25 protein-coding genes are annotated in these 26024 nt (G+C 35.0%); 14 read left to right on the top strand and 11 right to left on the bottom strand.

The genetic code is table 11. From position 1 onward, the window contains the following. Positions 1 to 276: 276 nt before the first annotated feature. Positions 277 to 804 (top strand): superoxide dismutase family protein, encoded by a 528-nt coding sequence (locus tag B0A80_RS02645; protein ID WP_070907271.1) that lies wholly within the window; start codon positions 277 to 279, stop codon positions 802 to 804. A gap of 116 nt (positions 805 to 920) precedes the next feature. Further along, positions 921 to 2123, top strand: coding sequence for an LETM1-related biofilm-associated protein (locus B0A80_RS02640; RefSeq protein WP_070907272.1), 1203 nt, complete (start codon positions 921 to 923; stop codon positions 2121 to 2123). Positions 2124 to 2158: 35 nt separating this feature from the next. Here the strand turns inward: B0A80_RS02640 and can are convergent, their stop codons facing one another. The 4 genes from can to B0A80_RS02620 form a co-directional block, all read right to left on the bottom strand. Beyond that, complete coding sequence (can, locus tag B0A80_RS02635; protein WP_017496112.1) at positions 2159 to 2794, bottom strand: carbonate dehydratase; 636 nt, start codon at positions 2792 to 2794, stop codon at positions 2159 to 2161. A 116-nt stretch (positions 2795 to 2910) separates the two neighbouring features. Beyond that, the gene (locus B0A80_RS02630; RefSeq protein ID WP_070907273.1) at positions 2911 to 4563 is read right to left on the bottom strand and encodes a SulP family inorganic anion transporter; all 1653 of its coding nucleotides are present in this window, start codon (positions 4561 to 4563) and stop codon (positions 2911 to 2913) included. 80 nt (positions 4564 to 4643) lie between these two features. Continuing rightward, positions 4644 to 4928, bottom strand: a complete 285-nt coding sequence (locus B0A80_RS02625; RefSeq protein WP_070907274.1) for a hypothetical protein — start codon at positions 4926 to 4928, stop codon at positions 4644 to 4646. A gap of 133 nt (positions 4929 to 5061) precedes the next feature. Further along, positions 5062 to 5541, bottom strand: coding sequence for a Dps family protein (locus B0A80_RS02620; protein ID WP_089076315.1), 480 nt, complete (start codon positions 5539 to 5541; stop codon positions 5062 to 5064). Between the two features lie 107 nt (positions 5542 to 5648). On the opposite strand from B0A80_RS02620, the gene B0A80_RS02615 reads away from it, so the two are divergent. Continuing rightward, positions 5649 to 6593 carry a LysR substrate-binding domain-containing protein gene (locus tag B0A80_RS02615; protein ID WP_070907276.1) on the top strand — a complete coding sequence of 315 codons (945 nt, stop codon included), beginning with the start codon at positions 5649 to 5651 and terminating at the stop codon, positions 6591 to 6593. A 34-nt stretch (positions 6594 to 6627) separates the two neighbouring features. Here the strand turns inward: B0A80_RS02615 and B0A80_RS21010 are convergent, their stop codons facing one another. Further along, complete coding sequence (locus tag B0A80_RS21010; RefSeq protein ID WP_017496117.1) at positions 6628 to 6825, bottom strand: hypothetical protein; 198 nt, start codon at positions 6823 to 6825, stop codon at positions 6628 to 6630. Between the two features lie 166 nt (positions 6826 to 6991). Next, positions 6992 to 7657 carry a tRNA (5-methylaminomethyl-2-thiouridine)(34)-methyltransferase MnmD gene (mnmD, locus tag B0A80_RS02605; RefSeq protein ID WP_089076314.1) on the bottom strand — a complete coding sequence of 222 codons (666 nt, stop codon included), beginning with the start codon at positions 7655 to 7657 and terminating at the stop codon, positions 6992 to 6994. Positions 7658 to 7975: 318 nt separating this feature from the next. Between mnmD and B0A80_RS02600 the strand changes: the two genes are divergently transcribed. Then, the gene (locus B0A80_RS02600) at positions 7976 to 9046 is read left to right on the top strand and encodes a branched-chain amino acid aminotransferase (protein ID WP_017496119.1); all 1071 of its coding nucleotides are present in this window, start codon (positions 7976 to 7978) and stop codon (positions 9044 to 9046) included. A gap of 62 nt (positions 9047 to 9108) precedes the next feature. Here B0A80_RS02600 and B0A80_RS02595 read toward each other — a convergent pair whose 3' ends face one another. After that, positions 9109 to 9489 carry a pyrophosphohydrolase domain-containing protein gene (locus B0A80_RS02595; protein ID WP_017496120.1) on the bottom strand — a complete coding sequence of 127 codons (381 nt, stop codon included), beginning with the start codon at positions 9487 to 9489 and terminating at the stop codon, positions 9109 to 9111. A gap of 430 nt (positions 9490 to 9919) precedes the next feature. Between B0A80_RS02595 and B0A80_RS02585 the strand changes: the two genes are divergently transcribed. From B0A80_RS02585 to B0A80_RS02570, 4 genes are all read left to right on the top strand, one after another. Then, a complete protein-coding gene (locus B0A80_RS02585; protein ID WP_026109949.1) occupies positions 9920 to 11053 on the top strand; it encodes an SRPBCC family protein in 1134 nt (377 codons plus the stop codon). 61 nt (positions 11054 to 11114) lie between these two features. Next, positions 11115 to 11657: an RNA polymerase sigma factor gene (locus B0A80_RS02580; RefSeq protein ID WP_089076313.1), complete on the top strand. Its 543-nt coding sequence runs from the start codon at positions 11115 to 11117 to the stop codon at positions 11655 to 11657. Between the two features lie 33 nt (positions 11658 to 11690). Continuing rightward, on the top strand, positions 11691 to 12104 hold the full coding sequence (locus tag B0A80_RS02575) for a hypothetical protein (protein ID WP_017496124.1): 414 nt from the start codon (positions 11691 to 11693) through the stop codon (positions 12102 to 12104). A 17-nt stretch (positions 12105 to 12121) separates the two neighbouring features. Beyond that, positions 12122 to 12580 (top strand): hypothetical protein, encoded by a 459-nt coding sequence (locus tag B0A80_RS02570; RefSeq protein WP_017496125.1) that lies wholly within the window; start codon positions 12122 to 12124, stop codon positions 12578 to 12580. A gap of 65 nt (positions 12581 to 12645) precedes the next feature. Here the strand turns inward: B0A80_RS02570 and B0A80_RS02565 are convergent, their stop codons facing one another. Continuing rightward, complete coding sequence (locus tag B0A80_RS02565) at positions 12646 to 13707, bottom strand: VPS10 domain-containing protein (RefSeq protein ID WP_070907279.1); 1062 nt, start codon at positions 13705 to 13707, stop codon at positions 12646 to 12648. Positions 13708 to 13824: 117 nt separating this feature from the next. On the opposite strand from B0A80_RS02565, the gene B0A80_RS02560 reads away from it, so the two are divergent. The 3 genes from B0A80_RS02560 to B0A80_RS02550 all read left to right on the top strand — a co-directional run bounded on the left by B0A80_RS02560 (position 13825) and on the right by B0A80_RS02550 (position 18507). Further along, complete coding sequence (locus B0A80_RS02560; RefSeq protein WP_089076312.1) at positions 13825 to 15036, top strand: hypothetical protein; 1212 nt, start codon at positions 13825 to 13827, stop codon at positions 15034 to 15036. A 133-nt stretch (positions 15037 to 15169) separates the two neighbouring features. Continuing rightward, positions 15170 to 17143 (top strand): KUP/HAK/KT family potassium transporter, encoded by a 1974-nt coding sequence (locus tag B0A80_RS02555; RefSeq protein WP_017496128.1) that lies wholly within the window; start codon positions 15170 to 15172, stop codon positions 17141 to 17143. A 143-nt stretch (positions 17144 to 17286) separates the two neighbouring features. Continuing rightward, complete coding sequence (locus B0A80_RS02550) at positions 17287 to 18507, top strand: RsmB/NOP family class I SAM-dependent RNA methyltransferase (RefSeq protein ID WP_089076311.1); 1221 nt, start codon at positions 17287 to 17289, stop codon at positions 18505 to 18507. Between the two features lie 355 nt (positions 18508 to 18862). On the opposite strand, the gene B0A80_RS02545 is transcribed toward B0A80_RS02550, so the two are convergent. Next, complete coding sequence (locus B0A80_RS02545) at positions 18863 to 19903, bottom strand: AMP-binding protein (RefSeq protein ID WP_089076310.1); 1041 nt, start codon at positions 19901 to 19903, stop codon at positions 18863 to 18865. Between the two features lie 11 nt (positions 19904 to 19914). Beyond that, entirely contained in the window at positions 19915 to 20847 is a 933-nt protein-coding gene (locus B0A80_RS02540) for a CPBP family intramembrane glutamic endopeptidase (RefSeq protein ID WP_089076309.1), read from the bottom strand. 113 nt (positions 20848 to 20960) lie between these two features. Here B0A80_RS02540 and arsC point away from each other — a divergent pair, with 113 nt between their 5' ends. Both arsC and B0A80_RS02530 read left to right on the top strand, forming a co-directional pair. Then, entirely contained in the window at positions 20961 to 21311 is a 351-nt protein-coding gene (gene arsC / locus B0A80_RS02535) for an arsenate reductase (glutaredoxin) (RefSeq protein WP_089076308.1), read from the top strand. A gap of 89 nt (positions 21312 to 21400) precedes the next feature. Then, positions 21401 to 23872, top strand: a complete 2472-nt coding sequence (locus B0A80_RS02530; protein ID WP_089076307.1) for an outer membrane beta-barrel family protein — start codon at positions 21401 to 21403, stop codon at positions 23870 to 23872. 491 nt (positions 23873 to 24363) lie between these two features. Here B0A80_RS02530 and B0A80_RS21065 read toward each other — a convergent pair whose 3' ends face one another. Then, entirely contained in the window at positions 24364 to 24489 is a 126-nt protein-coding gene (locus B0A80_RS21065) for a hypothetical protein (protein WP_262487851.1), read from the bottom strand. A 68-nt stretch (positions 24490 to 24557) separates the two neighbouring features. Here B0A80_RS21065 and fumC point away from each other — a divergent pair, with 68 nt between their 5' ends. Continuing rightward, on the top strand, positions 24558 to 25943 hold the full coding sequence (gene fumC / locus B0A80_RS02520; RefSeq protein ID WP_089076306.1) for a class II fumarate hydratase: 1386 nt from the start codon (positions 24558 to 24560) through the stop codon (positions 25941 to 25943). Positions 25944 to 26024: the final 81 nt, after the last annotated feature.

Below are 26024 nucleotides of genomic sequence, written 5' to 3'. Positions count from 1 at the left end.
CTTTAGAGCAATTACAGGAAGTTAGAACAATTCCTAAAAAAACGAAAGATAAAATACTTTTGATCATAATATTTAAAATTAAGTTAAAAATAAAACCATTGATTTTCAAGTAAATAAGCTCATAATTACACGAATTTACGTAATATTTTTTGGTTCATCAGCTAAAGTTGCTTTAAATTCCGATCAATAGTTTTAGTTTTTTTTTAACGATCGGTACTAATTCGTGTCAGTATTTTATGTTAATTTTACTTAAACTATAATAATAAAGACTCTTCTATGAAAAAAATAATCGTTTCCTTCGCCATAATTACAGCTTTAATCATTGGCTGTAAAACCAGTACAAAATCAAATGATGCCAAAACCTTAAGGGTAGCTTTAGAGCCAAAAAGCAAAAGTACAGTAGCAGGAACAGCCACTTTTACCGAGAGAAAAGGAAAAGTAACTTTTGCTGCAAAAATAACAGGTTTACAGCCGGGAGTACATGCAATTCACATTCATGAAAAGGCAGATTGTAGTGCTGCAGACGGAAGTTCGGCCGGAGGACACTGGAATCCAACTTTTAAAAAACACGGAAAATGGGGTGTTGCCGAGTACCACAAAGGAGATATCGGAAACTTTACCGCTGATGCAAATGGTAACGGGACTATAACACTAACTACTGATGAATGGTGCATTGGCTGCGGAGATGAAAGCAAAGATATTCTGGGAAAAGGATTAATTGTTCATCAGGGATCTGATGATTTCACAACACAGCCTACAGGAAATGCGGGCGGAAGAGTTGCCTGTGCCGGAATCATTAAATAAAAAACATAAAACAGTAATAACCACTACATTTTCACAAAATCTAGTGGTTATTTCATTTTAATTTTACACTAAAACAAGAAAAAGATATAGCTTTGCAGCTATAAATTATAAAGTTAATGATTAACCCATCGGCACCAGGCTGGATAGATAAGTTTTTTAGCGAACAAAAGTTTTCAGAAGCTATTCCTTTTGAGACTGCTGAGTCGTTTTACCATAAAGTCAGAGAAACCGGTTTTATTTACGGCCACATCATCGCTATAGATTCTCAGATTCCAATTCCTATAAAAGGCTGGTTCAAAACCGAAATCTCCAAAGTAGCTTTATTGAATACTTTGTATGGTGTTTTTTGTTTGGAAAAAAGAAGCTCAGAACCTAATAATTTTATTTCTGAAGTTTTAAAATTCTACAAAGAGATGAGTCCGGAAGGTTTTAATATATTTAAAATTCTGCTTCCAAAGGACACTCCTTCTCTTTCTTTAGAAAACATTATAGATCAGCGTGTTCAGACGAATGATAGTATTATCAGTAAAAACTTTTCGCATTTAGTAACCAATGCACTTTTATTTATTGATGTCCTGGCTTTCAGACAGTATTTAGAGCATGGGACAATTCCTGAAAAATACTTAAAACGAATCGAAGAAACCGTTATGGGCATTGTGGCTCTGGCTTTAAAAACCAAGACCATAAAATCTCAGCACGACGATTTACTGATTAAACTTTTTGAAGCTTCCATCCGATACTCAAAATTTTCAAAAGTTACGGTTGATACTTTAGAAACTTTACAATTGGACTATTACAACCATAAACTGGAACACTACTATTTCATTGATATGGCCGGAATGGCTTTGTGGAGCGATGGCGTTGTCGAAAATGAAGAAGCCTACTTTTTGTACTCTTTAGGATCAATGATGGGAATTTCTGATGATTTTGTAACCAAAAGCATTGAAACGACCAACACGTTTATCACTACTCACAAAAAGAAGATTCCTTATTTTAACTATTCCAATCCTGTAAAACATTTTTACGACCAAATGACCCACAGTGTGGTAAAACTGATTGTAAGAAACAAAAACAGATTAGTGAAGGAAATCATTCAAAGCAAAGAGTTAATGGTTCTGCTGGCTTATTCTACCACCAGAGATCTGGATGCTAAAGAAAAGAAAAAGGTAAAAAAACAACTTTTAGACATCTGTAAAACGATTCCGTCGCTCACCATATTTTTACTGCCCGGAGGAAGTTTATTACTACCGATTCTTATCAAATTTATTCCAACTTTACTTCCGTCAGCTTTTAATGAAAACCTGGACGAAAACGAATAAAAAAAATCGCCCTTTGGGGCGATTTCTTTTTTATATTATAGATCTAACTGATAAACTTCATCAAGCTCCTCATTTGAGGCGATATTCACATTTAAATCGGTTACAAAACCGGAATTTAAACCGTAAACCCATCCGTGAAGCATCAAATCCTGTCCGTTTTTCCAGGCTCCCTGAACGATAGATGTTTTAGCTAAATTGTAAACCTGCTCTTTTGCATTGATTTCAACAAAAGCATTGAAACGTTCTGTTTCATCTTCAATTGAATTCAGGTACTTATCGTGTAGACGGTATTCATCTTTAATGTGACGAATCCAGTTGTCGATAATTCCAACAGACTGATTCCCCATAGCAGCTTTAACACCACCACAACCGTAATGTCCGCAAACAATAACGTGTTTTACTTTCAATACATTTACCGCATAATCTAGAACACTCAACATATTCATATCAGAGTGTACTACCATATTAGCAATATTACGGTGTACAAAAACTTCACCCGGTTTAGCTCCAATAATTTCATTTGCCGGAACACGACTGTCTGAACATCCAATCCACAATAATGGCGGTGTTTGTCCTTTTGCAAGATCTGCAAAATAATTAGGATCTAATGCTAATGATTTTTCGACCCACTGTCTGTTATTTTCAAGTAACTGCTTATAAAACTCTCTCATTTTTTTGTTTTTTGTATGGTAATCCCGTTTGCTTAAATCTACTAAAAAAAACTTCTCGTAAAGTTATCTAATTTTAATACTTCTCACAATCAAGAAATACCTTAATTAATTATAATTTATTTAAAATTCTCTTTTACCTTTTCTTTTTGAACTAAAGTTCTTTTCGCAACATCATAATAATGCTCTATCGATACATGATTATTAATGTCCGGTGAATTCTCAAGTTCATATGCTTTCTTGAATCCTTTAAGCTTTACTTTAATATTTTCGTCAATTGCTCGTGTCTCTTTAAACTCACGGATCAAATCTAAAACATCATGCGCAATATACTCTGTATCTGCAGCATTGATAATTACTTTAGAGTTTTCCGGAATTTCACTTAAAGTAGACTTAATCGCAGCCTTATTCAAGAATGAAACTTCCTGTGCTAAATCGATATGGATGACATCACCATCTTCGTATTCTTCTTTTTTGAAACTGTACGCTCTTTTAAGATTCCCTCTCAATACAAAAATAATACTGATCACAATTCCTAAAGCAACTCCTTTAAGTAAATCTGTTGCTACAACAAATACCAAAGTGGCAATAAACGGTACAAACTGATATTTTCCTTTTTCCCAAAAATGTTTGAAAGTGGCAGGTTTCGCCAGCTTATATCCTACTAAAATTAAAACGGTTGCCAAAGTTGCCAATGGTATTTTATTTAATAATGCCGGAATTGATAAAACACTAATTAGCAAAAGTACACCATGAATAATGGCCGACATTTTTGATTTTGCTCCTGCATTATTATTGGCAGATGATCTTACTACAACAGATGTCATCGGCAAACCACCTAAAAGTGAACTTACTACATTACCAATTCCCTGCGCTCTAAGCTCAACATTGGTATCGGTATAACGTTTTTGAACATCCATTCTGTCAGACGCCTCTATACACAACAACGTCTCAATAGAGGCAACTATTGCGATTGTAATCGCCACCACCCAAACTTGCGGGTTGGTAACCGCAGCAAAATTTGGCAAAATTATGATTGATTTAAACTCATCAAAAGATTTTGGAACCGGCAAAGAAACTAAATGCTCATTTGCAATTGCCAGCGAACTTCCTGTTGAAGTAAAAAACTCGTTTAAAATTATTCCGGTAATAACTGCAACAAGTGCTCCCGGAATTAATTTCATTCTTTTTAAGAAGGGAACTTTCTCCCATGAAATTAAAATCACTAAAGAAACAAGTGAAACCACAACCGCTCCTAAATGTATGTGATTTAAAACATCGAATAGAAAAGAAAAAGAGTTGCTTCCGTCATTTTGAATAAATGCCTGATCTCCTTCAAAATCGGCATCGTAACCAAAAGCATGTGGTAATTGTTTCAGAATAATAATAATTCCGATACCGGCCAACATCCCTTCAATAACGTTGGTAGGAAAATAATTGGAGATACTTCCGGCCTTTAAAAATCCTAATGCTAATTGAATTAATCCAGCAATAAAAACAGACATTAAAAACACATCGAAAGCACCTAAATCTGTAATAGCGGTTAAAATGATGGCGGTCAGTCCTGCCGCCGGTCCGGAGACACTAATATGAGACTGGCTTAAGTAACCTACCACAATACCTCCAACAACACCTGCAATAATTCCCGAAAATAAGGGTGCTCCGGAAGCCATTGCAATACCTAAACACAATGGAAGAGCCACCAAGAAAACCACTAAACCTGAAGCAAAATCAGATTTAAGGTTGGCAAAAAGATTGATTTTTTTTGTCATAGCACAATACTAAAAAAATTATTCATTAAAGACTTACTGCAATTATCAAAATGCAGTTCAATTCAAAATAATCGGAAGTATTATGCCAAGTTAGGAGGTGGAGCAAAAATGCTCGGAGAAATATTGTCTAATTTTACAATATTTTCAGACACAATGGTCTTTTTTTCAATATAAACTGGCATAACAACTTCATGTTGAAGTATTGCCGGATAAACAGCAGCCTTAAGTTCTTTATGTGAATGTTCCTCTTCAGAAAAACTGAAAAATATCGACGCATCATTGCTTTTCTTCATTACCGTCACAATAGTTGGGGTAGATAAGAAGGCAATAAAGATGAATAATAATATGCGAGCGACTAATTTCATTGGAACAAAAATAGTGTTAAACAGCTAAAATCAAAGCGAGAGGCCAAAAAATTTAAACAAATTTAACAATCATAAAAAACAGAATGATCAAACCCGACCATTCTGCTATAGTAATCAATTCAGAAACAACATATTAAAGTTCTTCTTCAAGCCATGCATTCATCATCCAAATTGTTTTTTCCTGCTCTGCAATGAAGTCACTCATCATGGAATTTGTTCCTTCATCATTAATTTCATCCGATTGTTTTAAAATTCCTCTTTCGATTTTCAATAAATCCGTTAAAGAGCTTACAATTAAGTGAACCGCTTTTTCATCATTTGAAATATTTTTTCCGACAGCTAATTTGTTATTTTTAATGTAATCTTCAAAAGTATGTAAAGGAGTTCCGCCGATAGTTAAAACCCTTTCTGCAATCAAATCAATTTTCAACTGGGAATCTGTGTACAATTCTTCAAACTTTACATGCAAATCAAAAAAACGTTTCCCACGAATATTCCAATGCAACCCCCTTAAATTCTGGTAATATACCTGAAAATTTGACAACAGAACATTTAATTCTTTTACTAACAATTCTGATTCCTTTACCGGTAAACCTAAAATATTTGTTTTCATAGTTCTCATTTTATAATGTGATTACTACAAATTTAAAATAAGTTCTCCTAAAATAATATAAAAAAAAGTTATATTTTCTTATTTTTGCATCAAAAATTACTATCAAGATGACTATAACTCAATTGCAATATGTACTAGCTGTTGCCGAGCATAAAAATTTTACCCTTGCTGCCGAAAAATGTTTCGTTACCCAGCCTACACTGAGTATGCAGATTCAAAAAATCGAGGAAGAACTTAGTATTCAAATTTTTGACAGAAGCAAAAAACCCATTCAACTTACAGATATTGGTCAGAAAATCGTAAACCAGGCCAAGAATATTGTAAATGAGGCTGATCGTATTAAAGATATTGTAGAGCAGCAAAAAGGTTTTATTGGAGGAGAATTCCGTTTGGGAATTATTCCAACCATTATGCCAACACTTTTACCGATGTTTCTAAACAATTTCATTAAGAAATACCCAAAAGTAAAACTCTTAATTGAAGAGCTTAACACGGATGAAATTATCCTGAAGTTAAAAAATGGTCATTTGGATGCTGCTATTGCTGCAACTCCGCTTGAAGACGAAAAAATAAAAGAAATCGTCTTGTATTTTGAGCCTTTTGTGGCTTATATACCGGAACATCATGCCAGTTTTCAAAAAGAAGAAATTGAAGTTGCGGACTTAAACATTAATGAAATCCTGTTGCTTCAGGACGGGCACTGTTTTAGAGACGGAATTTTAAATTTGTGTAAAAATGCCAGCGACCTGGATCAGAATAATTTTCAGATACAAAGCGGAAGCTTCGAGACCCTGATAAAATTAGCCGACGAAGGTTTGGGTACAACGCTACTTCCGTACTTGCACACCTTAGACTTAAAAGATTCCGACAAACAAAAACTGCGTAACTTTAAGGAACCTAAACCTGCTCGTGAGGTAAGTTTGATTTACCCGAAGAGCGAATTAAAAATGCAGATCATTGATGCCCTAAGATCCACAATTGCGGGAGTTGTTAAAGGAGCAATTGTTTTTCAGAACGTTCAGATCATCAGTCCGCTACAACAAAAGAAATAAAAATAAAAAAGGAGCCAATTTGGCTCCTTTTCTTTTATACTTTAATTAGTAGTAGACTTTGCTTTAATTCTGGTTTTTCAATAATGAAATTTAATAACCATTCTTGTAATTGTTCCATTTCGTACGGTAACAGTGTTTTGATAGCTTTTTCTAATTCTTTGCAGAAAAGTATCGGGTCGAAACTCACTCTCTCAAGTATTGATTTCGTGTAATCAAACATCATTTTTGACATAATAAAATAAGATTTTTTGGGGTTATCTATATTTTTAAACTCGCAACAAATTTAAACAAATATCAATCACTAGTATTGATTTTAACTTATTATTTTAAAAACTTTAGCAGCGAATACGATTTCTTAATGCATATAAATCAATATAGAATCATTCTAAACAACTCATTTAAACCTTTTTAAAGGCTCTAAACATTTCTCTTTTTCCGGGAGGTCCTGCCAATTTTTCGACAGTAAATCCTACCTCAATCATACTTCTTTTAACAACTCCGCGAGCAGCATAGGTTACCAAAACTCCATTTGGCTTTAAACTTTGGTACATTTTTCGAAAAATTTCGGTACTCCACAGCTCCGGCTGCACCCGATATCCAAAGGCATCAAAGTAAATCAAATCAAAAATTTCAAAATCATCAATTTCATCAAAAAATTGTTTCCTTTTGGTTAACATGAAATCGGCACTGATAACCTCTTTCTGATTCCACTCGCATTCGTGCATTTTTTCGAAAACATCCTTATAATTCTCAGCCTCCAATTCAGCAACATAATTCATTTCAAGCACCTCTTTCGCATCAACCGGATAAGCTTCTACTCCAACATAATCAATTTGCTGCTGTTTTTGCATGGATTCCAAAAAAGTAATAAACGCATTCAACCCCGTTCCGAAACCTATTTCAAGAATACTTACCGGAGCAGCATCAAATAACGAAAGACCGTTTTTTATAAATACATGTTTGGCTTCCTGAATCGCTCCGTGTTTGGAATGGTAAGACTCATTCCATTCCTGCAAATGAATTGTAGTTGAGCCATCTAGCGTTTTAATTATTTCTCTTTTCACTTTATTTCGGAATTAGCAATCTTTCTCTATTGATATATCGGGCATTTTAAGTGCCAAATTTAGTCAAAACAAATGCGTAAAGCCTTAAAAAACGGTTCGTTTTTCATAAATTCTTTATAAAAATGTCTTAATTTTTTCACTTTATTATAAGATATATAAATCTCAGTTAAAGGGCATAAATAATGCAGTTTTACCAAGCAAATTATATATTTTTACTTAATTTTGCATTGAGAAAAATCTATCATTCACCAAATCATAGCTTTAGATTTTCTTTAATTATTAATGCTAATTACATAAAAAAAACTTTACATATTAATTATGAGTACAACTCAAACCAACAAAATTGAAATCAGAAAAGCAACTTCGTCAAAAATAAGCGGAGTAGACTTTCAAAATTTAAGCTTTGGTTCTGTTTTTACAGACCATTTATTCGAGTGTGATTTTAAAAATGGAGAATGGCAAAATCCTGTCATTAAGCCTTATGCTCCAATTTTAATGGATCCGTCTTCAAAAGTCTTCCACTACGGACAAGCCATTTTTGAAGGAATGAAAGCTTATAAAGATGACAATAATGATGTTTGGTTGTTCAGACCGGATGAAAACTTCAAACGTTTTAACAACTCAGCAGTTCGTATGGCTATGCCGGAAGTTCCTGAAGCTGTTTTTATGGACGGTTTGAATGAATTATTAAAAATTGATCAGGAATGGATTCAAAAAGGAAACGGAAGCAGTATGTACATCCGTCCTTTTATGATTGCAACCGGTGCCGGTGTTGTAGCAAATCCTTCTGACGAATATAAATTCATGATTCTACTTTCTCCTGCACAGTCTTATTACGGAGGTGAAGTGAAAGTAATTATCGCTGAACATTACAGTAGAGCGGCAAACGGAGGAATTGGAGCTGCCAAAGCTGCCGGAAACTACGCTGCTCAATTTTACCCAACCAATCTGGCCAACAAAGATGGTTTCCAACAGGTAATCTGGACAGATGATGCCACACACACTAAACTGGAAGAAGCGGGAACTATGAACGTTTTCTTCAGAATCAATGATACTTTATTAACCGCTCCAACAAGCGAAAGAATCTTAGACGGTATTACCAGAAAAAGTTTGATCGCTATCGCAGAAAAAGAAGGACTTAAAGTTGAAGTTCGTCCTGTTATTGTATCAGAATTGGTAGAAGCGGCTAAAAACGGATCTTTGAAAGAAATTTTCGGAGCGGGAACTGCTGCTGTAGTTAGCGTTATTAAAGGTTTCTCTTATCAGGATACTTATTACGAAATGGCTCCTCTTGAGAATTCTTATGCTTCTTTATTAAAAGAAAAACTAACAAGTCTTCAAAACAAACTTTCTGAAGACACTTTTGGCTGGACTGTAAAAGTACAATAAGCAAAAGACAGCTCTATATAAAACAAACCCGACAGGCTATAAAACCTGTCGGGTTTTTTATGCTAAAGCAATTTTGAAAAATCAGGCTTAAAATAATTAGGTCCTTTCATTACTTTTCCGTCTTCTCTGTAAATTGGCTTACCGTCCTCTCCTAATTTACTCATATTACTGCGTTGAATCTCATCAAAAACAGCTTCGATTTTGTCCTGTAAACCGTGCTCAATAATAGTTCCGCATAAAATATACATCATATCTCCCAAAGCATCAGCAATTTCAACTAAATCGTTGTTCTGAACTGCCTCCAGATATTCTTCGTTTTCCTCCTTCATTAAATTATAACGAAGCAGCTTCTTTGTCTCTCCCAAATCAGCAATCGGTTCAAGGCTATGTCCTATTTTAAAAGCAGTATGAAACTCAGTCACCGCATCAAGTTGTTTCTTCATGATATTATTTTGATTAAATGAAATGGCAAATTAGCAACAATTCGTATACAATTCTCTAAATTTGCCAAAAATTATTTTCAACTATGTTTAGTCAAGGACAATTAATATTCGGACTCTGTTTTTTTATTGCATTCGTAATCGTAATGATATTCGCTTATCGAAAAGATCTTGCCTTACACAAGGTTTTTTACAAAGGCAATTATAAAGTACTACTCGTATTTTTACTTTTTATTGCCATTTTATTTGTAATTAAATTTTTCTTCAAACGATAAGACCGAAAAGAAAGTTTTCGATTTCAAATAAAACCTTTTTCAGTACATTTTATTTGATTTTCTCTTCCGATAATGGTATAAAATGTACTTTTACCAAAGTGTTATTAGTGCGACTAGTAATAAATTTATAACTTTACGACTCCAAATAAACCACTACAATGAAGATTCTTAAATATTTATTCCTACTACTATTATTAAGCCTTGTTGCCCTTACTGTTTTTGTTGCCACACAAAAAGGGATCTTTTCTGTGGAAAGAAGCAAAGTGATCAATTCACCAAAAGCTACGGTATACAATTACCTTAATGATTTTAGAAATTATGAAGATTTTGAATCCTGGTCTGTTGAAGATCCTACGATGAAGATGACCTTTCCTAACAAAACAGTCGGAAATGGAGCCTCTTTTTATTGGACCGGATCTGAAGGAAATGGAAACGCAATTACTCTAAAAACAAAAGACGGAGAAAGCATACAGCAAAAAATGAAGTATGACGGAACCGAAGCCGATGTAAACTGGACTTTTAAAGATACGCTGGCCGGAAAAACAAAAGTAACCTGGAAAGCATCCGGAACGATGAGTTTTTTATTTAAAGTTTACGCCGCTCTAAACGGAGGCTCGGACAAAGTAATTGGAACAATCTACGAAAAAAGTCTTGCCAATATTGACAAAAACTTAGATTACGAAACAAAAACATACGCTATAAAAGTTAACGGATTAGTAAGAAAGACTGAAACTCCATATATCAGACAAACCTTTACGAGTGAAATTGGAAAAGTTGGTAAAAATGCCAAAATCGTTATTCCAAAACTAATCGAATTCAGCAAAAATAATGGGTTAGCCACGAATGGAAAACCATTTATTATTTACCATACCTACGACATTACAACAGGACTGGCTAAAATTTCGATTTGCTTACCTACCAGCCGAGAAATCGTAACTACTTCCGGAAGCGATATTTCAGGAGGAAAACTAAACGGATTTGAAGCTGTAAAAACCACTTTAAAAGGTGATTATTCGCATCTTAACGAAGCTTTTAAAAAAACAACTACTTTTATCAACAACGAAAAAATCACACCTGATTTAAGCTGGTCACATCTTGAAATCCTGACCATGAGCAAACTGGATGTAAAAAGCCCGTCTAAGTTAATGACTGAAATTTACTATCCAACAAAACCTAAAGTAGTTCCGGTAGCTAAAGTTCCTGTTTACAGACCAGCGACTACCGATCCGGCAGTAGCAAAACCTGTAGAAACACCTAAAAAGCCGGCAGAAGAAGAACAGTCAGAATTCTAAAATAATTTGGTTCATTAAACCTTTTGTTCAAAATTCATTCTAACACCATAAATAACGGAATTTGGCAGACGAGAAGGAATTTATTCAACAATTATTAAATCCTGCAACGCAAAATACCGCGTTTCAAAAGCTCGTATCTGATTATCAAAAACCGCTGTATTCCCATATTCGAAACATTGTACTCAATCACGACGATGCAGATGATGTTTTACAGAATACTTTTGTAAAAGTCTTTCAGTATTTAAAAAACTTCAAGGGAGAAAGCAAGCTTTTTTCCTGGATGTATCGAATTGCAACCAACGAAGCTTTGACCTTTTTAAGTCAAAAAGCAAAACTGAACGGAATAACTTCTGAAGCACTACAAAATAAAGCCATCGACAATTTAAAGGCCGATGTTTATTTTGAGGGAGACGAAATTCAGATCAAACTTCAAAAAGCGATTGTAACCTTACCGGAAAAACAACAATTGGTTTTTAAAATGAAATATTTTGAAGAATTAAAATACGAAGAAATCGCTGAAATTCTGGGAACTTCAGTCGGCGCTCTGAAGGCATCCTACCATCACGCAGTAAAAAAAATTGAAATATATGTTACCTCAAATTAAACCTTTTGTAATAACAACTGTCTTATAGCTACTATGAAAACATTTAATTTAGAAAACGAACCGAAAATAAAAACCGGATTTAAAACTCCGGAGAATTATTTTGATACTTTTTCAACAAAGGTTTTACAGCAAATAAACGAAGAGAAAGAAGTAAAAGTAATACCGCTTTACAAGCGTAAAAAAGTACTTTCGATTGTGGCTGCCGCAGTTGTTTTTGCAGCTTTACTGATTCCTGTGATCAACCATTATAATACATCCAAAGATCTTGACGAAGACACTCTGGAAACCTACTTATCTTATCAGTCCAACTTAAATCAATACGATTTAATTCGTGAACTGGACACAAAAGACATTGATAAACTTGGTAAAAACGTTGCTCTTGAACAGGAAACTCTTGAAGACATCTTAGCCACCAACCCTAATATTGAAAATTTAATTTCAGAATAAAACTAAAATTTCAAAAGATGAAAATTAAAAATATACTTCCGATACTTCTATTCTTTATTACATTCTCCTTTTATGCACAGAATGACAAAACAGACGAAAAGCGGGAAAAGATTAAAGCTTATAAAGTTTCTTTTTTAACAACAGAATTGGAACTCACCTCCACAGAAGCCGAAAAATTCTGGCCCATTTACAATACATACGATGACAAACAATATGAATTGCGTCACGAAAAAATGAAAATGTATTTGCGTAAACTAGATGACGACAACATCAGTACCATGTCTGAAAAAGAAGCAGCTTCACTCCTGTCGCAAATGGAAAGCGCAGACAAAGAATTATATACACTGAGAGATAAATACAACAGCAACTTAAAAAAGATTCTTTCTGCAAAGAAAATCTTAAAGCTTAAAAAATCAGAAGACGACTTTAACCGCAAACTATTAAAACAATATCGCGATAAAGCTGGAAAAAACTAATATATCAAAAAGCAACAACAGCGAAAACCCCATATAATAACTTGCTTTATTATTTGGGGTTTTTATTATTTAAATCTAATTCTGATTACTTTATTATGGCCTGCTGCAATTGCAGTATTTCTATTCAAAAAACGAATGGTAAACAATTTTGTATCCGTCGATAATTGCGTCCAGTTCTCTCCTCCATTTTGCGAATACTGGATTCCTTCAGAACCTACACAAATAATTTCTTTACCATTTCCACCCGGAACGTATTGCACGCACGAAGCATATCCAAATCCCATACCCTGACCAATTAGCTGCCAGGTTTTTCCTCCGTCAGTAGTAAAAGCTTTATTATCCTTTTTTTGTTCCGGAAATTCGTAATCACCACCAGCGATAAATCCGTGTTTTGAATCGTAAAAATCGGCTGTAAAAATACCGGTCATTGTTTTTCCCTGCACAATTGGTGTTTCAACTGCCTTCCAGGTTCTTCCTTTGTCCGGTGAATAAAAAACACGCGCCTTTTTTCCTCCCGAAACCAGCCAGGTATCATTTCCTTTTATTACTATATTTGAATTACTGGCTGCAAAAGCCGCTTCACCCTCTGCATTGGTTGGTAATTTATCCGATAGAATTTTGGTCCAGGTTTCGCCACCGTCACGTGTCACGATAATAGAAAAAGTATCTTCTGTAGGATCGCCAATCGCAATTCCTTCTTTATCGTTCCAAAACTGCATACTATCGTAAAACACCTTCGAATTTACTTCTTTGTAAACTAATTTTACCTTCTGAGTTTTTTTAGACACCTGATAAAGCAATGCAGGATTTCCTACACTCAACAAAAAAATATTATTTGCATTCTGAGCAATACTTCTAAATTCCAAATTCAATGTATCACGGTAAATATGATCTTCAAATTTTTCTTTTTTATCCAAATCATAAAACCCAAAACGGGAGTTATCAGCTCCATACCAAATTTTATTTTTATCGATTGAGATGGCTCTGATACTAATTTTATCCTGAAATAAAGTATCTATCTGAATTGATGTAAAACCCGTATTAAAAATCCCTTTACCATTATTATTCAAGGTTTTAAAAGACATTAACAAAATTAAAGCACCAAAAAAGAATATTACTTTTCTCATAAAATTAGTTTTTTAGCGCTAAAATACAATTATTTATAACACTTGAAATAAGTTTCGCTTTTTTTTCTGGCACAGTAATTGGATACCTCAAAACATTAATCATAATACGATTTAAAAATGAAAACGAAACTACTTTTTATAGCCCTCCTGGCAATAGGTTTGAGTTCTGTACCCGTACAAAGCCAAACTACTGTTTACGCAAAAAACTCAGACATAAGCGATAACTTAGATTTAAGAGCTGTTGCGTCTATTTTTGGAGAATCAGCTAATCTGCAAGATTTTGAGAGACGTTTGAACGACTCTAAATATCAAATTTCAAATCTTGATTTAAACGATGACAATCAGGTCGATTATTTACGTGTAATCGAATCTGTAGAAAACAGAACTCACGTTGTAATTATTCAGGCGGTTTTAGATCGTGATGTTTATCAGGACGTTGCTACAATTGATGTAGAAAGAGACAACTACAACAGAGTAAATGTACAGATCGTAGGGAACAGCTACTTGTATGGAGCCAACTACATTTACGAGCCTGTTTACAATGTAGCTCCGGTAATTTACACTTCGTTCTGGGTAACCAATTACAGACCGTATTACTCTAGCTGGAGTTGGAATTACTATCCAAGATATTACTATGCCTGGAGACCTTACCCAATTTACAGATACAGAAACAATATCAACCTATGTATTAATGTAAACAATAGCTACAACTATGTAAATACGAGAAGAAGTTACAGAGCTCCTGTTATCTATGAAACAAGACGCACGTACGGTTACGAAACCAGACGTCCTGATTATAGTTTTGCACAAAGAAATTCGAATGCTACCAACAGATATGATTTAGATCAAAGGCGTGTTACCACCAGAGATTACGGAAGAAATCAAAATACATACACGACAAACAGATCCAATTCGGATAGAGTATCTACTACAGACAACAGAACCTCAACCAGAAATTATGGAGAGAACAGAACAACATCTGACAGAACTTATACTACAAACAGAACCTCTTCTAACAACAGAGACAATTCAGGCATAAGCACAAATCCTGTAAGAGTTGAAAATACCGGCAGAAGAGATTACGGTCAAAACAATTCGAATGTTTCCAGAGGAAATTCACAAAGCTATGGAACTACGGAAAGGGTCGCGACTCCTCAAAGAAATGAGTCTAACAGAAGTTATTCAGAAAACAGAGGAAATTCAGAGAGACAGAGTTCGCAAAATACGCAACGTTACGAATCTCCAAGAGCAACTCAGGAATCCAGAGGCAGTGAACCACAAAGAGAGAGCGGTTCTAACGGAAGAAGTTACGGCGGTAGACGAATTTAATACCAAATTTCCAATCTTATATAAAATGAAAAGCACAATTTAACGATTGTGCTTTTTTTTATCTTTTTAGTTATAAGTGAGGTTAGTTTATTATAAAACGTTAAATTTGCAACCGTCTTTTATAAAAATATACATGAGCGCATCGCATAAAAACTTACATAGTAAGTTGTCTATAGGGGGTTTACTGATAACATTGGGAATTATTTATGGAGATATTGGTACTTCTCCATTGTATGTAATGAAAGCCATTCTTGGTGATTACGCCATTAATTCTGATATCGTTCTTGGTGGAATTTCATGCGTTTTCTGGACTTTGACGCTTCAGACTACAATAAAATATGTACTGATCACGTTAAGTGCCGACAATCATGGTGAGGGTGGAATTTTTGCCTTATATGCCCTGGTCAAAAAAACCAAAATTCAATGGCTTATTGTCCCCGCGATTATTGGAGGAAGTGCCTTATTAGCTGACGGGATTATTACTCCTCCAATTTCTATTTCTTCCGCCGTAGAGGGAATCCGGGCGTTTTATCCGACTATGCAAACGGAGACTATTGTTTATATTGTTATCGCAATTTTATTCATTCTTTTCACCATACAACAATTTGGAACCAAACTAGTTGGAAAGTTTTTTGCTCCAATGATGCTGATCTGGTTTGCTATGTTGGGAACTCTGGGAACAATTCAAATTCTAAAATTTCCTGAAGTAATTAAAGCGGTAAATCCGTATTATGCTTATCATTTATTATCCATTCATCCTGACGGTTTCTTTGTACTTGGTTTCGTGTTTTTATGTACGACAGGTGCCGAAGCTTTGTACTCTGACATGGGACATTGCGGAAGAAAAAACATCAGAATTAGCTGGGTATTCGTAAAAACTACTTTGGTTTTAAACTATTTCGGACAGGCTGCTTACTTAATCCATCATGAAGGAAGTACACTGCAACAACTAGGTGGAGAAAATGGAAATCCTTTTTATCTGATTATGCCACACTGGTTCCTTCCGTTCGGAATTGTGGTAGCTACTTTGGCAGCGGTAATCGCTTCTCAGGCACTTATCAGCGGATCATTTACTTTGATCAACGAAGCAATGCGACTGAATTTCTGGCCAAAAGTTAAAATTAAATACCCTACCGAAGTAAAAGGGCAATTGTATATTCCATCGATCAACTGGTTATTGTTTTTTGGTTGTGTTGGAATTGTTTTGCACTTTGAGAAATCAGGAAATATGGAGCATGCCTATGGTCTTGCCATTATTCTGTGTATGATCATGACGACCATTTTACTGAATTACTATCTCATCATGAAACGTGTAAAATTGTACCTGATGGTGCCGTTAATCACTATCTATTTACTGATTGAGTTTAGTTTCCTGATTGCTAACATTACTAAATTTGCCGAAGGCGGTTACGTAACTTTAATTATTGCGATTGCTTTAATCTCTATCATGACGATATGGTACCTGGCTAAGAAAATCAACAAAAGCTACACCAAAATCATCAAAATTGATGACTATAAAAAGGTATTGATGGAACTAAGCGAAGACTTATCTATCCCAAAATACGCTACTCACCTGGTTTATATGACTAATGCTAATCGCGTTGATGAATTAGAAGAAAAAGTAATCTATTCTATTTTACAAAAGCGTCCAAAAAGAGCTGATATTTACTGGTTTGTACACGTAAACATTTTGACAGAACCTTACAAAACACAATACAAAGTTACCGAAATAGCTAAGGACGATATTTACAGAATCGATTTTAATTTAGGATTCAGAGAACCTACAAAAATTAATTTAATGTTTAGAGAAGTAATTCGCGATATGGTAAAACGTGGCGAAGTAGACATCACCAGCCGTTACGAATCTTTAAACAAAAACAATATTATCGGAGACTTTAAATTTGTTTTATCAGAGAAATTCTTATCTAACGACAATGATCTAAGATGGCATGAAAACATCATCATGAGTTCTTATTTCTTCATTAAAAAACTGAGTTTATCTGAAGAAAGAGCTTTTGGTTTAGACAGTAGTTCCGTAAAAATTGAAAAATTCCCAATGGTGCTACACGCTCCTGAAAATATTGGACTGACACGTATTACGAAATAAATCATTCCAAAACATCATTAAGAAACACTCTTTTAAACTTTATTAGAGTGTTTTTTCTTTTAAAAAGAAGTTAGACGAACAATCAAAATTAAAAATTTAACTTTCAATCAATTAATAGTACCTTTGCAACTCAAATAATTAAAATGAGATTACACAGAAATTTAGTTTATACTACCATCGATTCTTTAAATGCTATTTTCAATGAAGGAGAATATGCAGACAAAGTGGTAGCCAGAGCCTTAAAAAAAGACAAACGTTGGGGAAGTTCCGACAGGAAGTTTGTTGCTGAAACGATATACGAAATTGTTCGCTGGAAGCGACTATATGCAGAAATTGCAGAAGTAAAAGAACCATACGACAGAGATAACTTATGGAGAATGTTTGCGGTTTGGGCAGTTTTGAGAGGATATCCTATTCCGGATTGGAGACAATTGGAAGGAACTCCTGAGAGAAAAATAAAAGGTCGTTTTGATGAGCTTTCTAAAGTTAGAGCTTTAAAAGAATCTATTCCGGACTGGATGGATGAATTAGGAGTAAAAGAATTAGGAGAAAAAGTTTGGGCAAAAGAAATTGCCGCTCAAAATCAGCCGGCTAAAGTTATCTTAAGAACCAATACGCTTAAAGGCACCAAAGAAAACTTGAGAAACACGTTGATGGATTTAAATATTGAAACGGAATATTTAAAAGATCAGCCTGAAGCTTTAGTTTTAAAAGAAAGAGCCAACGTATTCTTAACGGACGCTTTTAAACAAGGACTTTTTGAAGTTCAGGATGCCAACTCACAATTAGTAGCTGGTTTTCTGGATGTAAAACCTGGAATGCGTGTGGTAGATACCTGTGCAGGAGCGGGAGGAAAAACATTGCACATTGCTTCTTTAATGGAAAACAAAGGGCAGTTAATTGCAATGGATTTGTACGAAAGCAAACTGAAACAATTGAAATTAAGAGCCAAAAGAAATGGTGCTTTTAATATCGAATATCGCATAATTGACACTACAAAAGTGATCAAAAAATTACATGAAAAAGCAGACCGTGTTTTAATTGATGCACCTTGTAGTGGTTTGGGAGTTTTAAAAAGAAATCCTGACTCTAAATGGAAACTGCAACCAGAATTTATTGATAACATTCGAAAAGTACAGGCTGAAGTTCTGGAAAGCTATTCGAAAATTGTAAAACCGGGCGGTAAATTGGTCTATGCCACTTGCTCCGTTTTACCATCGGAAAATCAGGAACAAGTAGAGAAATTTTTAAAGACCGAAATCGGAAAGCAATTTACATTTATTAAAGATCGTAAAATACTAGCCTCAGAATCTGGATTTGATGGATTCTATATGGCTTTATTGGAAAGAAAAGCAACTAATTAATTTCTTTAAAATTCCAAAAGAATCAAATTCCAAATTCCAAACTGTACTGTTGGAATTTGGAATTTCTTTTTTTTCTATTGTTTGCAAAGGATCAATTTGGACACATATCTGGTGAAATCAAACAATATGGTGGGATATTGCCACATGTTGGCGGTTGTGTTAACTGCTTAGTACATCGCAATTGATAGCCATTTAAATAATAAATAAAATCACCGCCTTTAATTTGCTTTAATTCGCTTTTACTTAATTGCTCAACATTTGTCAGATTTAAGATAAATTTCATAATTATTAGGTTTTAAAGTTAATATCTTATAAATATAGGTAATTTTTCTTACTTCTAACAAAGTGCTTTTTTTTACACCAAACTAGGCTTTCGCAACAGCTTCCCATTCTCATTTTCTTTAAACTTCGGAACAAAAACAATTTCCTTTGGTTTTTCATATTTGCCCAATACATCAAAAAAATCAGAAGCAAACTCTTGTTTTTCTCCTTCAATCACCAGAATTAGTTTTTCTCCTAAAGTAGTATCCGGAACTCCGGTTACAAAAAATCTGCTGTTTATCTTCCCTATCAGCTTACTTTCGATTTGTTCCGGAATTAACTTTACCCCTCCACTATTCACTACATTATCAATTCTTCCTAAAAATACAAACTGATTTTCATTAACCAGCTCCACCAGGTCATTTGTAACGATAGGTTCCTTAGAAACCGAAGCCAGATGAATTACCAAACAGTCACGATCATCCTTGTCGATTTTCACATTTGGAAGAATCGAGAATGCCTTTTCTCCTACTCTTTTGGCAGCGATATGTGTAATGGTTTCCGTCATCCCGTAGGTCTCGTAAATCTCGGTCTTTAGAGGAAGTAATTGCTCTTCAAGCGCACTATCGATCTTAGCCCCTCCAATAATGAGTTTCTTCACATTTTTCAATTCTTCAACAGAATTTTGAACCTGCAAAGGAACCATGGCGACAAAATCATATTTAGTTCTATTTAAAGCCAAAGGTGCCGTGCTTGGAGAAACAACATCAATATCCAACCCCAAAATGAGACTTCGAACCAACATCATTTTTCCGGCTATAAATTGTACAGGCAAACAAAGCAAGGCTCTATCACCGGGTTTTAATCCGAAAAAATCACCTGTTGCCAAAGCGGACTGAATCATCGCCTGTTTTTCGAGACGGACTAATTTCGGGAGTCCGGTCGTGCCGGAAGTTGTCATTTCAATAAACTCTTTCTTATCGAACCAATCCAGCAAAAACTCACCAATAGCTTTTTCGTATACATCTCCTTCTTTGATGTAACTGTAACCTATTCGGCATAAATCTTTCCCATTTAAATGATAACCATTTAACTTAAAGTAATTATGGACATTTTTATGTGTTAATTTTGACATGACTGTGTGTTTTAATTTAAAGATTCTACAACATTTATTTCCCCCGTTAATTTTTCTTTCCAGTTACTCCAATTGTACTTCTTACTAAAAATAAAAAGCAGCACTGGATAAACTACAGCCACCGGCAATAGTACATCTACACCGGCCGAAGGCTCTGATATATCAATAAAAAGTGAATGCGTTTGAAAAACCGACCAATCGGAAGTCACCAACAAAGCTCCGACCAGATTATTAGCAGCATGAAAACCCAATGCCAGTTCCATTCCCTCATCCATTAAAGTAATCACTCCTAAAAACAAACCGGTTCCGATATAATACACCATCACGATATACCCCATCTTTACAACTTCAGGATTAAAGACGTGCATCGAACCAAATATAACCGAAGTCATCAATAAAGGAAACCACCTGTTTCGCGCTAAATTGGCAAATCCCTGCATGAGATACCCTCTAAAGACATATTCTTCGGTAGAGGTTTGTATGGGTATTAAAACTGTTCCGATTACCACTAAAATTAAAAAAGGTACTAATTTAAAATTCCAAACAAAATTCTCGGGAGAACTAAAATACAATACCACAAAACTCAAAACAGAGAACAAAGACCATAATAAAAAAGAAAAAGCAACTCGTCTCCAATCTACTTCTGCTCTTGAAGTAGTAACGGATAAAAGAGTCTGACGATGCATATATTTTACCACATAATAGATTCCTACAAAGGCAAAAGCAAAGGAAATCATCACCAGAAACAAGGTCAAATTGGGTTCAAACATTTTCATAACCGCCGCATCATTAGAGGGAAACCCCTTGCCGGAAATCCAGCTCTTGTAAAACACCGCAAGAGAAAAAGGAATCTGACCGATAAAAGATGCTATAATGATTAAAACGGATCCTAAAAGATACAACCAGAACTTATTATGAGGTTTGATTCCTTGTTCTAAAAACATATTGATAATAATTTAAAAAATGAGAATTCGATTTAATAACTAAATCTTATTTTTGGCACTGCTAAAATACCTATTTCGGTTTAATTATCTTACAACATTTTAAATATAACAAAATGATACAAATTTATCACAACCCACGTTGCGGAAAATCAAGAAATTGCTTGGCATTTATTGAAAACACAAAACAGGAATATCAAATTATCCCTTATTTGACCGAAACGCCGAACTTTAATGATTTAAAAAAACTTCTTGAAAAACTAAACCTTAAACCGCTGCAATTGGTTAGAATTAAGGAAAAAATCTGGATTGAAAATTACAAAGGAAAAGAACTGACCGATGACCAGATCATTGAAGCTATGGTCGAAAATCCTATTTTGATCGAGCGCCCGATTGTTGTAAAAGGCGACAAAGCAATCATTGGCAGAGACCCGGATTTAGTAGCTTCTTTTTTAGATCAATTATAAAGAACCATATTAACAAATTTTTGTGATTTTTCTCTTTAAACCAAAAGTTACATTTGCCGTCTAAAGAACAAAAGAAACCAAAAATCACAATGAAGAAAATCAAATTTGCTGTATTACTTGTATGCCTATTTACAAGTTTGTACAACTATCCACAACAGGCACCTCCTGCCAGAAACAAGGTAAAGGTTACCGGGAAAGTTCTCGAAAAAGTAAGCAAACAACCTCTTGAGTATGCTACCATTTCGATCACAGCCCCAAATGACACCAAAGTTATTGCTGGTGGAATCACCAATCCAAAAGGAGAGTTTGATGTGGCTATTGCTCCGGGTACTTACGATATAAAAGTTGAATTTATTTCGTTTAAACCTACATTTATTAAAGGGAAAACAATTTCCGGAGACACTGCATTAGGTGTTGTAAATTTATCAGAAGACGCTGCGCAATTAAGTGAAGTTGTCGTTCGTGCCGAAAAATCAAGTGTCGAAATAAAACTGGACAAAAAGGTTTACAATGTCGGACAGGATATGATGGTTAAAGGTGGAACAGTAAGTGATGTTTTAGATAATGTTCCTTCTGTTTCTGTTGATTCTGAAGGAAACGTAAGCTTGCGAGGCAGTGACAATATTCGAATTTTAATTGACGGACGTCCTTCAAATGCGATCAATGTGGCAGAAGCTTTACGTCAGCTTCCAGCAGATGCTATTGACAAAGTAGAAGTAATCACCAACCCATCAGCACGTTATGACGCAGAGGGAGGATCAGGAATCATCAATATCATTCTTAAAAAAGGAAAAAATCAGGGGTTCAACGGAACTTTCATAGCTTCTACAGGACTTCCAGAAACTTATGGTTTGAGTGCCAACTTAAATTATAAAACCGAAAAACTTAACTATTTTACGACTGCGGGTTACAACTACAGAACCAATGAAGGTATGGGTTTAACCAATACTTCTTATTATAATGCTGATGGATCTCCAAAAGGTTATTTAGATGAAGATCGTGATACCAAAAGAATCCGAAACGGTTTTAATGCAAGAGCAGGTATGGAATGGACAGTTGCGCCTAATACTTTCTGGACGAATGCCATTAATTATCAAAAGAACTCGGGTGAAGATAAAGATTATATTAACTACAATAATTTTGACGCCGCTCACGCTTTTACAGGAACAACTAATCGTTTTAATAACGCCGATACCGGAAGCGAAAACGTAGAATTTACTTCGAACTTAATCAAAAATTTCAACGATAAAGGACACAAACTTACTGCCGATTTATCGGTTTCCAGAAATACAGACGATAGTGACGGGCTTATTACCGCTTTACCTACTTCTAATACCACGTTGAATGATCAGGTACAAAAACAAATATTACTTCAGACAGATTATGTTCTTCCATTAGGAAAAGGAAGTCAGTTTGAAGCGGGATACAAAGGTAGTTTTGGAGATTTAAACAACGAGTACAACGTTACAAATCTTATAAACGGAAACTATGTTATCGATCCAAAAAAATCAAATACTTTAGAATACAAAGAGAACATCAATGCACTTTATGTACAGTATGGACTGAAAGTCAATAAATTCTCTTATTTATTTGGTTTACGTTGGGAAGACACTAATATTCAGGTGAACTTATTAGACAATAGTATTTTTAACACCAAAAAATACAACAACTTGTTCCCAAGTGCTTTTGTTAGTTATGAAATTTCAGATCAGAGTAACTTCACTGCCAGTTACAGCAAACGTTTATCAAGACCGAGAGGGCGTTTCATGAATCCGGCACTTAATTACGCCAGTAACATTAACATTTTTCAGGGTAATCCTGACCTAGATCCATCACTAACGGATAAATTTGATGTAGGATATATTAAAAGATGGGAAAAAGTAACCTTTAGCTCTTCTGCTTATTTCGAAAACACAAAAGATGTTTTCAGCTTTGTCAGAACTCCAAATGGAGACAAAGTAGACGGAATTCCTGTTATTCTAAGCCGCCCTATTAACTTAGGAAAAGAGCAAAAATATGGTTTCGAATTTACCTTCAATTACAGTCCGTATAAATGGTGGAAAATAAACAGTAACTTCAACCTTTACAATGTAAAAACAACCGGAGAGAACACGTATACAGACACAAACAATAAAGTGATTGTACAAAATCTGAACAATCAGGCCAACACCTGGTTCGCGAGAGTCAGCTCAAAAGTTACATTGCCATACAAAATTGACTGGCAGTTAAGCGGTACTTACAATGGTTCACAAAAAACAGCACAGGGTAAAATTCTAGACCAATTTGGAATGAATACTGCTTTCAGTAAAGATGTATTGAAAGACAAGGCAACAATTGCGTTTAATATCAGTGACATTTTTAACTCAAGAATCATGAGATCGTATACTTACCTTCAAAATGACACCACTCTTGAAAGTCAAACATCTTACGGCGAAATGCAATTCCGTAAACGTCAATTCAATCTATCGTTTACGTACCGCTTCAACAAACCAAAAAGTGACAGAGAAAAACCGGGCGCACCTAAAAATGATGGTGACGGCGGAGGAGAATTCCCTGGATAATCTCACTTAAAATCCAAACTAAAAAATCCACATTCCAATTAAGTTTTACAAAATTGGAATTTGGATTTTTTTTTTGATTTTGGAATTTGAATATTGCTTATTAAAATTTCATTCTTCAGCATAAAAAAAGGACTCGCAAAACGAGTCCTTTTTATTGAAATCAACTAAAATTTAAGCTGATTGTTCTTGCTTTTTCTTTGCTCTTTTCTCTTTGAACATTTCCCAGCTAGCACCCGTAACCCAATAAGATACGAAACCTACTAAGAAAAACATCAACCAAAACCCTATAGTTAGTATGGTCAAGAAAAGTAAAAAACCTAAGTACTGTGAAAATTCAAACATGTTTTCCGGAATTTTTGAATGTAAGGACAAATGTAAGCCTTATATTTTTCGTTACCAATAAAATCCAAATCAATTTTCTGGAAATAACATTTATGCTTATATTTATACTCATTTTAAATAAGCTTTTTTTCTTATGGATAACCGCCATTTTACTGAACAATCTCATGCACAAGAACATGAGAATCTTCAGAAGCTAATTCCTGCTGTCCGCTATATCTTTTATGCCGAACCCCGGCACAAAAGGATGCCGCTGCCATCAGGGCTAGTGCATTCATTTTCATAAGAAATTTCAGTTTTCAGCAAACATTTTACACTTTACAAATAACTTTTTACATACAACATAATGAAATACAGAATAGAAAAAGACACGATGGGTGAAGTTCAGGTTCCGGCAGATAAATATTGGGGAGCACAAACGGAACGTTCCAGAAACAACTTCAAAATTGGTGCAGCGGGATCTATGCCACCGGAAATTATTGAAGGCTTTGCTTATCTTAAAAAAGCAGCGGCTTATGCCAATTACGACCTGGGCGTTTTACCAATCGAAAAAAGAGATGCCATAGCAGCAGTTTGTGACGAAATTCTTGAAGGAAAACTAGACGATCAGTTTCCCCTTGTCATCTGGCAGACCGGTTCGGGAACACAAAGCAATATGAATGTTAATGAAGTAATTGCCAATCGCGCACAAGTACTGAAAGGATTTAACATTGGAGAAGGCGAACAATTTATAAAAGCAAACGACGATGTAAATAAATCACAGTCTTCTAACGATACTTTTCCGACCGGAATGCATATTGCTGCTTACAAAATGATTGTTGAAACCACTATTCCGGGAGTTGAAAAACTGCACGCTACTTTGGTAAAAAAAGCAACCGAATTTAAGGATGTGGTAAAAATCGGTCGTACACATCTTATGGATGCTACCCCCCTAACCCTTGGGCAGGAAATTTCGGGCTACGCCGCTCAATTATCTTTTGGATTAAAAGCCCTGAAAAACACCTTGGCACATTTATCTGAAATCGCTTTAGGCGGTACAGCAGTTGGTACCGGATTGAATACTCCAAAAGGATACGATGTAAAAGTAGCCGAATATATTGCAAAATTCACGAATCATCCCTTTGTTACTGCCGAAAACAAATTTGAAGCTTTGGCTGCACACGATGCGATTGTGGAGACTCACGGGGCTTTAAAACAATTGGCAGTTGCCCTGAACAAAATTGCCAACGACGTGAGAATGTTAGCATCAGGACCACGTTCAGGTATTGGTGAAATTCATATTCCCGAAAACGAACCAGGATCGTCTATCATGCCCGGAAAAGTAAATCCAACCCAATGTGAAGCTTTAACCATGGTTTGCGCTCAAGTGATTGGAAACGACATGGCAATCGCTGTTGGCGGAATGCAAGGACACTATGAACTAAATGTTTTCAAACCGGTTATGGCAGCCAACTTCCTGCAATCAGCAAGATTATTAGGAGATGCCTGTGTTTCATTTGATGAACATTGTGCACAGGGAATCGAACCCAACTACAAACGTATTAAAGAACTGGTAGACAATTCACTGATGTTGGTTACAGCTTTAAACACTAAAATAGGCTACTACAAAGCTGCCGAAATTGCTCAGACTGCTCACAAAAACGGAACGACACTTAAAGAGGAAGCCGTTCGTTTAGGATACGTTAGCCCGGAAGATTTTGATGCCTGGGTAAAACCGGAGGAGATGGTTTAATTTTTTTGTTTCAAGTTTCAGGTTTCAAGTTGAAGTATTGAACAAATAAAAAAGGGGTTTAATTAAAAAAAGGAGAAAATT

Source organism: Flavobacterium tructae (assembly GCF_002217475.1).
GTDB lineage: Bacteria > Bacteroidota > Bacteroidia > Flavobacteriales > Flavobacteriaceae > Flavobacterium > Flavobacterium tructae.
This window is presented reverse-complemented; position numbering and strand designations above follow the sequence as displayed.